Origin of the sequence: Streptomyces durocortorensis, assembly GCF_031760065.1 — a bacterium.
Classification (GTDB): Bacteria; Actinomycetota; Actinomycetes; order Streptomycetales; family Streptomycetaceae; genus Streptomyces.
On sequence record NZ_CP134500.1, the window covers coordinates 7,231,092 to 7,244,062 of the forward strand.

The following is a 12,971-nucleotide window of genomic DNA, read 5'->3' on the forward strand; positions in this document are numbered from 1 at the left end:
GGCCACCTCTCAGCAGTTCACGAGCCATGAGCTCTCCAACAGACCGAGGTCCCTGTCGGTCGTCTTGGTGGCCGCCAGCACATCGTGGAATACCGACCGCCGACTCCCGATCAACGCTGACCGATCCGACTGGCCCGTGTATGTACGGCTCACAGGCGCGGCCAACCGCAGCGGCGGACCGCCCTCGCTGCCTGAGAGGTCGGCAGCTTGTCCTCACTGAAGCCCGCACCGCGCAGGGACCACGGGTCGTGGTGGTTGAGGGAGGCGGCCCTGGCGTTGACGGTGGTCCAGCCGGGGTGGTCGGCGGGGGCCGGGCACTTCCTCACCACAAGGCCGCTGGACGGCTGGTCACGGTCGATTCGTGCGGGATCGGCGATATTGCGCCGGGGAGTTCCTCGTCGCCTCGTCCTCGTACGAGCCCACCGTGCCCCGGTCCACATGGAACGTGGTCAGGGTCGAAACGGGGGACGTCGGGTCCCGCCGGTCCTCGATGACCCGCATGTGGGTGGAGAAGCGCTTTGGGGTCACCTCGTACACGTCGTAGCCGTAGCGGTTGCCCTCGAAGTACTTGAGGTGCGGATTGGCCTGGCCCATGCGCGGGCCGTTGGTCCGGTTCCAGTCGGCGGAGTACGCGCCCGAGGTCACCGAGTGCGCGGTGAACTCCGTGCCGACGACGGGTGACGAGATGTCATCGAAGTCCGTGTGGATGTCGTCGACGAAGGCGGAGTGCCAGTCTCCGGTGATGACGACGAGGTCCTCCAGGCCGCTGCTGTGCACATGCCCCAGGACCTCCTTGCGCTCGGCCAGGAAGCCGTCCCACTGGTCGGTAAACATGTACGAGCCGCCGGGCGAGCCGCGCAGCTGGCTGAGCATGATCGAGTTGGCCCAGACATGCCAGGCGTCCGGGGCCTTGTCGATGCCCCGCTTGAGCCACGACTTCTGCTCGGCACCCAGGATGGTGCCGTCGGCGAGGTTCTGCGCCGAGCGATACGAACGCAGGTCCAAGACTGTCAGCTCCAGCAGGTCGCCCCAGCGGCGTACGCGGTGGATCTCGGGGTCCGGCAGCGCGGCCTCGCCGAAGGTGTCGCGGTGCGGCATGTGCTCGAACCATGCCTGGAAGGCGGCCGCCTTGCGCTGCATGAAGGGGGCGCCGCCGCCCGTACCGCTGAAGTCGTTGGCCACCTCGTGGTCGTCCCAGGTGAGGAACCAGGGGTGGGCGGCGTGTGCCTCGCGCAGCGATGCGTCCCCCTTGTAGAGGGCGTGCCGCTTGCGGTAGTCGGCGAGGGTGAAGGTCGCACCGCCCTCGTGGTCACGGACATGGTTCTCGGGGACGCCGCCGACCTGGCCGTGCTCGTAGATGTAGTCGCCGAGGTGGACGACGAAGTCGACGTTCTCCCGGGCGATGCCGCGGTGGGCTGCGTAGAAGCCGTCGTGGAAAGCCTGGCAGTTGGCGGCGGCGAAGCGGACCGCGCCGACTGCGCCGGCCGGGGCGGTCTTCGTACGGCCCACACGGCTGGTCCGGCCGAGCGCGGTGAAGGCGTAGAAGTAGTGCCGCCCGGATCTCAGTCCGCCGACCGGTACGTGCACACTGTGGCCGAGGGTCGTGGACGCCGGGGCGGTGCCGCGGGCGACGACCGTGCGCAGTCCGGCGTCCTCGGCGACGACCCAGCCGACCTCGACGACGTCGGGAAGGTCCTGCTCGGCGGCGAGGGGTTCGGGCGCCAGGCGGGTCCACAGCACGACGGACGAAGGCTGCGGGTCGCCGGAGGCGACGCCGAGGGTGAAGGGCGCCGGGTCGTAGTCGGCTCCCAGCGCCTCGGCTGCCTCGCGGGCCTGCGCGGGCGAGAGCCCGGCGGCCAGCGGCCAGGCGATGCCGAGGGCGCCCGACGCGGCGGCGGCCTTGAGCAGATCACGGCGGTTGAGCTTCACGACCGGCCTCCGGCGGTGTTGAGGGTGGCGGTATCAAGGGTGAGGGATATCGCGTCCGCGTAGCCGTCGTTGGACGTGCCGCCGGAGCGCGTGAAGACGAGCAGGACTCGGGCACTGCGGGCGCCCGGCGGCACCGTGGAGGCCGCCTCGCACTGCAGGAGTGCGGTACGCCCCTTGCGGTCCCCCGCGGTCACGGGCCCGAGCACGCTCAGCGCGACCGGGGTCCCCCTGACGTCCCGGAACTCCACGGACAGCCGTACCCCGTCTTCCTGGCCCGCGTACCCGCCGAGCCAGCCGCGTACGGCGTACCGGACGCGGCCCGCGTCAACAGCCGCGCGCCCGGTCGCCCCGGTCTGCGGCAGATCGATGTCCTGGACCAGTGCCGTACGGGGCGAGTTCCCCCCGGAGAAGAACCGGCTGCCGCGCTGGGCGGGGCCGGGGTCGGACGGGCCCGGGTACCCTCCGCCGAAGCTGTAGTCGATCAGCGCGGGTGCGCCCTGCGCGATCCTCCAGCCGTTCACCGAGCCGACCGGCTCCGCACTTCCTCCCGGCCCACTCTCCGCGTCGCCGTTCACAACGAGATTCATCCACGTCTCCCCTGGGTGTTCTGCTGTGTTGTCGCGCCACGCATCACACCAGCCCCGCATGAACCGCAGGAAGCCCTTCACCAAACTTTCTCAGCAACCTGTACGGACAAGTGCGAGTAGCAAAGGCACAAAACACAAGGAAGGGGCCATCAATGGAAGATCCGGTAGCGCACAGCAGCGAAACAGCGTTACGGAAGCAAGATCCGCCGAGTGCTGCGCTCGCCCGCCAAGCAGATGTCCGGTCCCAGATACCTTTAAGGCACCGTGCGCGTCTGACCAGCGGCGCCTACATGCCGCGTTCGACTGGTGCCCGGACCGTGGCCAGGGCCCGGTTGACTGTGCGCTGAGATGAGGGTGAGCTCGCCGCCCCGGTGGTCGTTCGAGCAAGGCCGCGTAGTTAGGGAGCGTCGAGGTCTGTCAAGGGCTGCTGTTCGGGTGAGTCTGGGGAGTGAGCGGCGTAGGCACCCCTGCGGGTCTGGTAGATAAGACCCCGTCGCGCCCATTTGGCCATTTGAGCGTTCAGGCTGTTGACGTTGGCGGTGCCGAGCGCTGATGCGACCTCGTGAGGTGTCCAGGAGTAGTCGGGTGCAGAGCGCAGAACGGCGAGTGTGCCTTGAAGCTGGGGTGTTCCCGGAGCGAGGGGTGGCGGGGTTGGTGGTGAAGCGGCGGGTGCCGCCTCATCGAGCAGCATGTAGACGCCAGTGTGTGGTTTGTGGATCAGTCCGTTTCGGGCCCAGCGGGCCAGCAGTACGGCGTAGCTGTGCACGTTGTCCGCGTTGACGGCCTGGGCGAGTTCGCGTGGCCCCCAGCGGCGGCCGGGTTCGGAGCGTAGGACGGCGTAGGCGCGATCGATCAAGGTCGGTTCGCCGGGTTTCGTGGGTGAGGCAGGAGTCTGGGATGGGTGCCGACGTGAGAGGAAGGCTGGTGTCGTTGGTCGGAGGAGGAACTTCCCGTCGTCGAAGCCGCGGTCGGCCAGGACGAGGGAGTCGTCACCGAGCAGATGCAGCAGCTTTCGGGCGTAGTGGTTCTCGCCGTGCCGCTTCGGCCCGAAAGCGGCACCGAGCAGGCCGCGCGTTCCTGTCTCGACCAGCGACATCAGCCGCAGCGTGGGGTAACCCGTGATTCCCAGCCGGTGGCGGACTCGCCCGAGCCAGGCGTAGTTGCGCTCCCCGTCCGGCACCTTGATCGAGCTGCATCCGTCGAATGCCACTGTGCGCCACTGCCGGTATCGAGCCCCCGGAGTACGGGGTTGGGCCAGCGGGCCAGCGACTACTTCGAACAGGGCTTTCAACGGTGCGGCACCCAGACGGCGACGCAGATCACGTAGGGCCTTCTCCGAAGGCGTCACGACCGGGAGCCCAGTCAGCCCGGCGACCAGCTTGTTCCAGACTTTGGCGTAGCCCAGTTGCGGGAACAAGCCCAGTGCCAACACGAAGTAGATGCCTACTCGCGACGGAAGAATCCGCCTTCGCCGTTCGACCGTCCCCGTCTCCTCCAGTATGGCGTCGACCAACTCGAAGCGAACGTATTTGGTTAACTCACCCAGGTGCCCTGGGGCAAGAACACCTTCGCCGACGGCGAGAATACCTGGGAGCGTGCTGACGGCAGACTGACGATGCAACGGAGCCTCGCGAGCGATGGATCTTGGCAGATCCCTACTCCTACCCGGGGTGCCAACCCGCCCACGCACAAAACGGCCGTCGCCCCGTCGGACCGAATCTTGAGTGCATCCACCGAAGGTTGGCCGAGTCACGGAGTTGGCAGTGTGTTGGTACCGTTCGAGACGGTTCCTTCGAACGAACAAGGCAGGTCAGCAGGTGTCAGCTCTAGACTTTTACGCCCAAGTCGCCACCAGTGGCGACGTACTTGGAGCTGGAATCGGCACCGACCCCGGGGGCTGGGAAGCTGCTGTGGGGCCGGATTTCCTCGATGTTCCCGGTGGCGGCCTCCTACGGAGGGACTACGGGCTCGTGGAGATCAATTTCTCACCGGACCAGCAGGGGCTCCAGGGGCAGATGGCCTGCTTCGGCTTCGGCGTCAAGCCCCAACGGCTGCTGTACGACCTGTCCCCGACCACGGTGCCGCTTCCGCTCTCGCAGAAGTACGGGCAATTCGCGCCCCGGCTGCCGTTTGAGGAACTTCGGGCCGCCATCCTGTCCCTGGGGCACACGGTGGAGCTCGAAGAAACCTCGCGCGACATGCACCGTTACCGCGTGTCCGAGTCTGCCGCTCGCATTGACGTCGTCCTCGATCCTGATCCGTACGGTTCAGGCCCCACCGATCCGGACGGACATCAGGCAGATGACGTATGGTCCATCTCCCTGTGATGACCGGCCCAAGCTTCGGACCAGTGGATGTCAGATATCGAAGCTGAGCCAATCTCGTCGGCCGAATCGCTGGACAGCTACCGCCAAGGCCTAACTACGCGGCCTTGGTCGTTCGAGTCCGGTAGCGACCCAGGGGCCGGCGCCTGTGCAGGCGCGGTCGGCGAGGACGGGGACGCCCTGGCGTTTGCAGATCTGGATCATCCGGTGGGTACGGGCCGCGGTGAAATCATGAGTGCGGCCCGGCAGGGCGGGCGAGATCCACAGCAGCTCGTCGGGCCGGATCGGTGAGGACCGGTCCGCCCGGCTGTCGCCGACGCGGTCGCACTCGGCGAGGGTCCCGTCCAGTAGGACGAAGTCCGGGCTGTGCTCGTGCAGCGTCAGCACGGAACGCTGGATTCGGCGGGGAACGGAGCGATGATGGCCAAACGTATTCATTTCACGGCAGAGGACCTCGGGCGGACCAGGGTGAAGAGCACCCTGGGTGTGGCCGCTGAGACGTTGGACAGTGTCCAACGACTGCGGGAGAGGGGCAGGGACAGGGCCCCGGCTCTACGCGGCTGGCGGATGTCGGTGACCAGTGGGCTGGGCGGGTCGCTCCGCGAACAAGCTTCCCCCCTGCTGGCGTTGATGCCCACTCATGGGCCGCAGATCGATATCGCGACCCTCACCGGGGGCGCCACGTGTATCGACGAGGCGGTCGACAACCTGCTGGCGGCTTCCCGCGCGATGACACGCCTGGAAGTGGAGTACCTCGACATCCATCCCGCTCACCGAGGGTGGGCCCGGGCCCTTGCCGCCGGCGACCGAGGAGCCCGTCGGGAACTGGCCAAGGCGTTACGGGCTTGCCACAGGGTGGCTGTCGCACCGTACTGGCCCCAGATACGCATCCACCTCGCTTCAGCCCGGGACGGCTACGTGCGCACGATGGCCGAGGACAGAGTCGAGGGGCTACTGAAGACGGTATGTGCTCCGCTGGTCCGTTGGCGGCCTCCCGTCCTGGAAGTGCATCATCCCCACGACGCGGACATCCAGTTGCGGGGGCGAGGGCTCGTCATCGCTCCGACGGTGTTCTCCTCCCGGCAGGTGGAGGTACTGCAGAACCTGGCGGACCCGGAGCAGTCGCCCGTCCTGGCGCTGCCCACGGTCGGCGGGGAGATGAACGACTCCGCACAGTGGCTTGTCGGAGAATCTGCCCAGGGGGCGCTCGAGGACCTGGTCGGGCGGACCAGAGCCGCCGTACTCGCAACTGTGGCCGACGGGTGCAGCACGACGGAGCTGGCCTGTTGCCTGGGCATCTCGCCCGCAACCGCCAGCCAGCACGCGAGCGTACTGCGCCGGGCCGCTCTGATCACGACCCGCCGCGACGGCAAGGCCGTACTGCACACGACCACACGCTTGGGCGCCGCGCTGCTGGCCGCGACCACTCATGGTTTCGGCCCCTGACGAAAGGATCGCCGGGTGCTGTCTGCCGCGCGATAGTCGTCTGTGTCGCACCATCCGAAGCGACGGCACGCGCGGGCGGGGGATCCGCGCGTGCCGTCGCAGAATCAACGACCGATGGCTTCTGCTTGATCCCTAAGGAGAAAAACATGCGCGTTCACTGCCGTATTGGTGCTGTCGCGGCATCCTTCGCCCTGGTGGGTGGAGGACTGTTGGGATTAGCCTCGCAGGCCGTAGCGTCCCCGTCGGCGCTTTCCTGCGGCTCACCCAGTTACCTGGTCGGAGGCGAAGGGCACCATGGCGCCTCCATCAGGTGTACGGGTTCGGCGTTCACCGAGTTCATCGACTGCTACAAGCCCGGGTACGGCACCTACCGCCACTTTGGCAACCGCGCGCTATCTGGAGGGACATCGACCGCCTGGTGCGATCGGAACGCAACCGTCAAGCACGTGGGGGTCACTCCCTCCTGATTTCGGGGCCCAGCCGACTGTGCCCCGTGCAACCCCTTCGTCCTGAGCGCTCTCTGAGATCCCGGCGCGTTGATGCTTCTTCGGCGCGTGAGGGCACAGTTCATCTGTACTTCTCGGATCGGGGGAGCAGATCGTCCGCAGCCAGGCCCCGAGGTCCTGGGCCAGGCCGAGGGTCGACCGGATCCTGGCTGGGGCACCTGGCGCTGGCCGCGGTCTCGGGCACCGCCAACGCCGGATGGCTACGCCGTCTGTACGGCCAACTGCCAGCCCCTGACGTGGCGTTCCTCCTCGACCTGTCGCCGGAGGTCGCCGCGGCACGGGTCCGGGCCCGTAACACCGACACCAACTCACTCTCCTTCCTCACCCGGTTCCGCGATGCCTACCGGGACCTGGACGAGTACAGGGACGGCGTGTTCACCGTGCTCGACGCCGGCCTTCCCCCGGCCGGACTGCTCGACGACGCCTGGGCCCACCTGGCCCGCACCGACCGGTGGCTCGCCGATGTCTGACAGCGCACCCGGCACGCACCCACGGGTGACCGTCTCGGGCGTCGGCGGCATCGGAGAGGTCGTCCTCGCCCGGCTCCTGGCCTCCGGTCACCCCGCCGGCCGGCTGAGGGGCATGGTGAGGACGGAGGACCACGCGCGACGCCTGGTCCGCACGTACGCCGTCGACGTCAGCGCGGACAACGGGCGGGCCGCACGCGGGGCCGAGGTGCTGATCCTGGCCGTGCGTCCCGACCAGGCGGAGAAGGTTCTCGCCTAGGCCATGCCGGAGCTCGCGCCTGGTGCTGCCGTCGTCTCGCTCGTCGCCGGTCTCCCGCTCGACCGCATCCCCCTGCCGGGGGCCGCCGTCCACGCCTTCCGGGCGGCCGGGAACGCGGCGACCATCGAGCGGTCCGGCCTGTTGGCGCTCACCCCGGCCGACGGAGTGTCCACGGCCGTACGGGCCACGGTCACCGGTCTGCTGCGGCGGTTCGGCTCGGTGGTCGCGATCACCGAGCCGCAGCAGGACACCGCGGCGTCGAGCCTCGGGAGCGGGGCGGCCTTCCTGGCCCTGGCCGCGACCGGCATCGGCACGGCCGCCGTCGAAGCCGGCGTCACCCCCGAGGTGGCCCGCGACTTCGCCGCGGACGCCCTGGAGAGCGCCGCCGCCATGCTCCGCGGGACGGGTGCCGCATCCCCGGCCGCCTGGAAAGGGCTCGCCACCCCGGGGGGAATCACCGAGGCCGGACTCCCGCGACTGCAGACGGCGGGCGCCGCGGACATACTGAGCTGATTCCAACCTGTCGGCGATGTCCGTCAGTTGGGTGACTCTGCAACGCGATGAAGCTCTTGGTAGGAGGTGTCACGACCAAGATCCACCGTGCCCCACCAGGAGCTTCGCGTGCTTGTCTACCCGTCGTCGATTGATCTGTCCAGCCACACCCTGCGCTTCCTGAGCGCTCGACTGCACGCCCGGCGGCGGGAGATCGGGACGCGCTGGCGACGTCTGCCCGCAGGCCGACAGGCCCTGCTCGCCTTGGCCCACCTGCGATGCGGCGATACTTATGCCCAGCTCGCCGCCGGGTTCCGCATCGGCATCGCGACCGCCTATCGCTACGTACGCGAGGTCATAGACGTCCTGGCCGTCCTCGCCCCGACCCTGACCGAGGCGATGAAGACCATCCGGACCAAGGCGCTCGTGATCCTGGACGGCACCCTCCTACCGATCGACCGGACCGCCGCCGACACCCCGTACTACTCCGGGAAACACAAGCGCCACGGCATGAACGTCCAGGTCCTCACCGATCCGTTCGGTCGACTGTTTCGGGCGTCACCCGCCCCGCCCGGGTCCGTCCACGACCTGACAGCCGCACGGACCCACGGGATCATCGACGCGCTCGCCGCGGCCGAGCTGAAGTGCTGGGCGGACAAGGCGTACCAGGGAGCCGGCCACCCCGTCCGCGTCCCGTTCCGAGGCCGTCGGCTCAAGCGGTGGAAGCGCCGACACAACAGTAGCCACGCCAAGATCCGCTGCCTGGTCGAGCAGGCCATGGCGGTCCTGAAGAGCTGGCGACTCCTACGGAAGCTCCGCTGCAGCACCAACCGCTTCACCGCGATCGTCCAGGCCGTACTCGTCCTCCATCACGCGTCAGCGTGAGGTTGGAAAAGGCTCAAGGTAAGCAGGTCTGGAGAACCCCTGAGCGCAGGGTGGGGAAATTCAACGAGCGTCATCAGCGGTTCAGACGTAAAACGCTGGTTCCTCTCGTACTCCTCTCCATCACGCTTGCCGGACCCGGACCATCTGGCAGTTCTGGCCCGTCCCGGCTTTGTCGGGGCCGCTCTCACCCTCACCGGCATCCCCCGGATCAGGCTGCCCCCAGCTTCATCGCCCTGCTGGGACGGGGACGATGGCGACGGTCTCTCACCTCCGCACGAGTTCACAGCGCCTCACGGCGCACTGACACCCCCCCCAAGACATGCGATCGACAAGGCAGAAAGTCATGCCAACTCCGGAGCCCGGGCGCCCCCTTGCGGGGCAAACAAAACGGTAATATGGGGGGGGGCAGGCTGCCGGGTCAGACGGACAGGGCGTGCAGGTGGTACCTCGCCCGCCCCTTGTCGGAAGCGGCGAAGAACACGGTGTCCCCGAGGACGGTGGCCGGCGCACTCGCCTTTTCGCCTCCGGAGAAGCTCCAGCGCTGTTCGCCGGTGCGCGCGTCGACGGCCCGCAGCGTTCCGTCGTCGTCCGCGAGGTGGACCACGCCCCCCGCGACGACCGGGGCGAGCAGCACCCTGCTCGGCAGCGGGAAGCTCCAACGCCGCTTGCCCGTACGGCTGTCCAGGGCGTACAGCGTCTTGGACACGTTGTGGTGGAAGAGCGTGTCACCCTGCAGGACGGGGTCCGAAGCCCCCGGTGTCCTGATGCTCCACATGGGCCGGCCGGTCTCTGCGTCCAGGGCGTACGACTCGGCGGTGGTGCACACGTAGACCCGGCCCGCCGCTGCCTCGGGGGTCGTCACCATGCGCGATCCGCCGTCGAATTCCCACCGTTTCCGACCCGTCGCGCTGTCCACTGCGTGGAGCACGCCCTGCTCCGTCACAACGTGGACCGTGCCCTGGTGGACCTTCGGGGCGGGCAGGGGGGGCAAACCCCTCAAACGCGAAGGAGTAGGTCCAGCGCACCGACCCGTCGGCGGTGCTGACCGCCAGCAACGTGCCGTCGGAGCGGCTGACGTAAAGCACCTCATAACCGGGCACGACAGGTGAAAGTCTTTCCTTGCCCCTGCCGACCCCGGACGTCCATCTGCCCCGGCCGGTCCCGGTGTCGACCGCGTGAAGCGTTCCGTCGTAGGAGACCGCGTAGAGGCCGTCGTCCGCGCCGAGTCGGGGGCTGTCGACGACGAGCTCCTCGGTGGCGTAGGACCAGCGTGTCCTGCCGTTCGCGGGGTCAAGGGCGCTCAGCCCCTCGGCGTCCGCAACGTACAGGGTCCGCCCCCTCGCGGTGATCCCGGTGACCGGGTACTCCTTCCGCGTCCAGCGCACGGTGCCGTCGGGCTGAGGCGAGGCGCTCGTCTCCCGCCCACCGTCCTTCCCGAGGCTTCCGGCCGACCGGTCTCTCGCCTCCGGCGAGCCGTCGGCCTGACCGTCCAGCAGCCGCCACGCGCCGAAGCCCGCCCCGGCGACCACGATCCCGGACAAGGCGAACAGGGCGCGACGGCGGGTCGGCCCAGTGGGCTGACCCGCGGGCCGAGCGGGGGGCTGCGTGGGCGCGCCGCCCGGTCGCTCCGCAGGCGCGGTCGGCGGGTTGACCGGGGGCGGCGGGAGAGAGGCCGCCGTGGGTGCCCGGTGCAGCGAGAGGAGCGTCGCCTCGCCCTCGGCCGGAGGCCGTGGGGCGGCACTTTCCTCCGCTTCCGGCCGGGCGGGAGCCGAAGCGGAGGCGGAAGCGGTCGGGGCGCGCCCTGACCGCAGTACCTCGGCCACCGGGTCGGGCAGCCAGTAGCCGTCAGCCTGCGCCTCCCGCCCCAACTCGTCCAGGAGAAGGCCGACGTCCGGCCGCAGCTCCGCCTTCTTGGCCAGGCAGTGGGCAACCACGTCTCGCAGTGAGGCGGGCAGCCCGTCCAGCCGGGGCTGTTCGTGGACGATGCGATAGTTGAGCGCCTGCGCCGGTCCCGTACCGAAGGGGCCGGTACCCGTGGCCGCGTACGTCAGGACCGCGCCCAGCGAGAAGACATCGCTCGCGGGGCCGACCGGAGCACTGCCCGACAGCTGCTCCGGGGACATGTAGCCAGGCGTGCCCACCATCGTCCCGGTCCGGGTCAGAGCGGTCGCCTCGGCCGCGACCGAGATCCCGAAGTCGATGACCCGGGGGCCGTCCTGGGCGAGCAGAACGTTGGACGGCTTGAGGTCCCGGTGGATCACGTCGGCGGTGTGAATGGCCTCCAGCGCCTCCGCGAGCCCCGCCCCCAGCGCCTGCACACCGTGCCCGGGCCAGGGGCCATGCGTGTCGACGGCCTCGCCCAGCGACGGGCCCGGCACGTACTCCGTCGCCAGCCATGCGGGCTCACCGTCGGGGTCAGCGTCGACGACCGCGGCGGTGAAGACCCCCGTGACCCGGCGTGCCGTCGCCACCTCTCGGGCGAACCGCCGCCGGAACCCGTCGTCCCGGGCCAGCTCCTGGTGCACGACCTTCACGGCCACGGACCGGCCCCCGGGCGAACGGCCCAGATAGACCCGGCCCATGCCGCCCGCGCCGAGCCGCGCCACGATCCGGTACCGCCCGACCTGACGCGGATCCTCCGCTTCCAGCGGTGCGCCCATGCGCCTGTACCCCCCTCAGCGACGGCGAGGGCGGAGCGCCTCGACCGGTCCCGGTAACTCCGCTTCACCCTAGCGGGGTTGCTCCGGAGCAGGAACGACGGAGCTGATGGAGTGGGTGGACCAGTCCCCCCCCGCACCGCCAGGCCCGCCAGGCCCGCCAGGCCCGCCAGGCCCGCCAGGCCCGCCAGGCCCGCCAGGTCCGCCAGGTCCAGTATTAGCTAGCGTCTTCCCAGCCGGGTGGGGCCAGGCTGCTTCACGCAGGAGGCGCAGGCTTCTTGGAGCTGCCGCTGCGGGCTCAGGCGTTCAGGAATGTCTCGAGGCTGGTGGCCAGGGCCACAGGTATCTCGTGCATGAGGTAGCCACCACCGCGACCGGACCGCCCTCGATCCCGCCTACCGGCTCGACGGCTTCTCCACGAAGTTCGGTGGCCTGCGCATCACCGTCGCCGACCGCTTCCACAACGGAGAATTCGACGGCGAGTTCACCGACCAGGCCACCGCGCTCACCGATGCAGCAGAGACGGAGTCCGAGCAGATCTCCGAAATGTGCGGGCACCCCGGGCGCCCCGCTTTCACGGCGGCCAGCAACACACCTGGATCAACGCCATGTGCGAGGCGTGCCACACTCGACCGCGGAACCCCGTCGAATCGCCCCTGCGTCTTCGCGGCCCGGCAACGCACTGACGAGCGCGCTGGATCATCGACACCTCCGGCGGACTCACGCGAACGTATAGTCAGCCTTCTGATCCGCATCGAACCGCCGCAACCACCCCCACCTCCTGAGTAACTTCGGTCACACAGGAGGGTCGGGAAAGGGACACGATGACTCACCGCAACGCGACACAGCGCCGAGGCTCAGCCCGCCTGTAAAGCGACACGACCTGCGTGGGACACGGGCTGTGTAGCAACAAGCTGGGGAAGTTGGGAGGTCCATCCACCGGCCAGCGCGGGACCAAGAAGCCCACCGAGCACAGCGGTCGCGACCACGGCTACGACATCCCGGCGCGGATTCCGACACGGCAACCTGGATCCCACATGAAACTGTAGGTTCCCGTCAGCCGTGTCCCTATATGACGCTCTGAGCTGCGGATTCATGTCCCGATCCCGTGGCCGTGTCACCTCCCCTGTCCCGAGGACCTGTCCATTCCCCCGGCCCCAGAGAGCAGCTCGGCAGGTCACGGATCGGGACGAGGTGAGCTGCAGGACTCAAGGCATAGAGGTTGTCCGGGCGGCCGATCCACCGTGAGGTGGCGGGTGGTTTCCCAAGAACCCATCACATGGAATGATAGGTACATGACGAACCAGCGTCGGTGCCAGATCTGCTATGGCCCCAACCACTCGCAGGGAGTCAGATCCCAAGACCACCTCTGCGCCGATTGCCGAGCCCAGAGGAAACACAAGTCACCGGATAAGATCC

Annotated in this window: 10 protein-coding genes and 4 pseudogenes; 6 read left to right on the forward strand and 8 right to left on the reverse strand. The window is 68.8% G+C overall.

From position 1 onward, the window contains the following. Positions 1-200: 200 nt before the first annotated feature. The 5 genes and pseudogenes from RI138_RS32000 to RI138_RS32500 all read right to left on the reverse strand — a co-directional run. Positions 201-377 (reverse strand): annotated as a pseudogene (locus RI138_RS32000) (Zn-dependent oxidoreductase); the annotation flags it as partial. Beyond that, the gene (locus tag RI138_RS32005) at positions 349-1,929 is read right to left on the reverse strand and encodes an alkaline phosphatase D family protein (protein ID WP_311122728.1); all 1,581 of its coding nucleotides are present in this window, start codon (positions 1,927-1,929) and stop codon (positions 349-351) included. The gene RI138_RS32005 and the pseudogene RI138_RS32000, both read right to left, overlap by 29 nt. Beyond that, positions 1,926-2,516, reverse strand: coding sequence for a phosphoesterase (locus RI138_RS32010; RefSeq protein ID WP_311122729.1), 591 nt, complete (start codon positions 2,514-2,516; stop codon positions 1,926-1,928). Before RI138_RS32010 ends, RI138_RS32005 begins: the two co-directional genes overlap by 4 nt. Positions 2,517-2,805: 289 nt before the next feature. Next, positions 2,806-2,900, reverse strand: a pseudogene (locus RI138_RS32495) (IS5/IS1182 family transposase); the annotation flags it as partial. 13 nt (positions 2,901-2,913) lie between these two features. Continuing rightward, positions 2,914-4,137, reverse strand: coding sequence for a transposase domain-containing protein (locus RI138_RS32500; RefSeq protein WP_398864165.1), 1,224 nt, complete (start codon positions 4,135-4,137; stop codon positions 2,914-2,916). Between the two features lie 349 nt (positions 4,138-4,486). Here RI138_RS32500 and RI138_RS32020 point away from each other — a divergent pair, with 349 nt between their 5' ends. Continuing rightward, positions 4,487-4,843: a hypothetical protein gene (locus tag RI138_RS32020; protein WP_311122730.1), complete on the forward strand. Its 357-nt coding sequence runs from the start codon at positions 4,487-4,489 to the stop codon at positions 4,841-4,843. Positions 4,844-4,948: 105 nt separating this feature from the next. On the opposite strand, the pseudogene RI138_RS32025 reads toward RI138_RS32020, so the two are convergent. Then, a pseudogene (locus RI138_RS32025) lies at positions 4,949-5,221 on the reverse strand (IS5/IS1182 family transposase); the annotation flags it as partial. A 624-nt stretch (positions 5,222-5,845) separates the two neighbouring features. Between RI138_RS32025 and RI138_RS32030 the strand changes: the two are divergent. The 5 genes from RI138_RS32030 to RI138_RS32050 all read left to right on the forward strand — a co-directional run bounded on the left by RI138_RS32030 (position 5,846) and on the right by RI138_RS32050 (position 8,895). Beyond that, the gene (locus tag RI138_RS32030; RefSeq protein ID WP_311122731.1) at positions 5,846-6,286 is read left to right on the forward strand and encodes an ArsR/SmtB family transcription factor; all 441 of its coding nucleotides are present in this window, start codon (positions 5,846-5,848) and stop codon (positions 6,284-6,286) included. A 493-nt stretch (positions 6,287-6,779) separates the two neighbouring features. Beyond that, positions 6,780-7,262: a dTMP kinase gene (locus tag RI138_RS32035; RefSeq protein WP_311122732.1), complete on the forward strand. Its 483-nt coding sequence runs from the start codon at positions 6,780-6,782 to the stop codon at positions 7,260-7,262. Beyond that, positions 7,255-7,518, forward strand: coding sequence for a pyrroline-5-carboxylate reductase family protein (locus tag RI138_RS32040; protein ID WP_311122733.1), 264 nt, complete (start codon positions 7,255-7,257; stop codon positions 7,516-7,518). Before RI138_RS32035 ends, RI138_RS32040 begins: the two co-directional genes overlap by 8 nt. A 3-nt stretch (positions 7,519-7,521) precedes the next feature. Beyond that, positions 7,522-8,031, forward strand: coding sequence for a pyrroline-5-carboxylate reductase family protein (locus RI138_RS32045; RefSeq protein WP_311122734.1), 510 nt, complete (start codon positions 7,522-7,524; stop codon positions 8,029-8,031). 108 nt (positions 8,032-8,139) lie between these two features. Next, positions 8,140-8,895 (forward strand): transposase family protein, encoded by a 756-nt coding sequence (locus RI138_RS32050; protein WP_311122735.1) that lies wholly within the window; start codon positions 8,140-8,142, stop codon positions 8,893-8,895. 418 nt (positions 8,896-9,313) lie between these two features. Here RI138_RS32050 and RI138_RS32505 read toward each other — a convergent pair whose 3' ends face one another. Next, a complete protein-coding gene (locus RI138_RS32505) occupies positions 9,314-9,985 on the reverse strand; it encodes an outer membrane protein assembly factor BamB family protein (RefSeq protein WP_398864411.1) in 672 nt (223 codons plus the stop codon). Beyond that, positions 9,912-11,555: pseudogene (locus RI138_RS32060) on the reverse strand (protein kinase domain-containing protein); the annotation flags it as partial. The pseudogene RI138_RS32060 and the gene RI138_RS32505, both read right to left, overlap by 74 nt. Between the last annotated feature and the right edge of the window lie 1,416 nt (positions 11,556-12,971).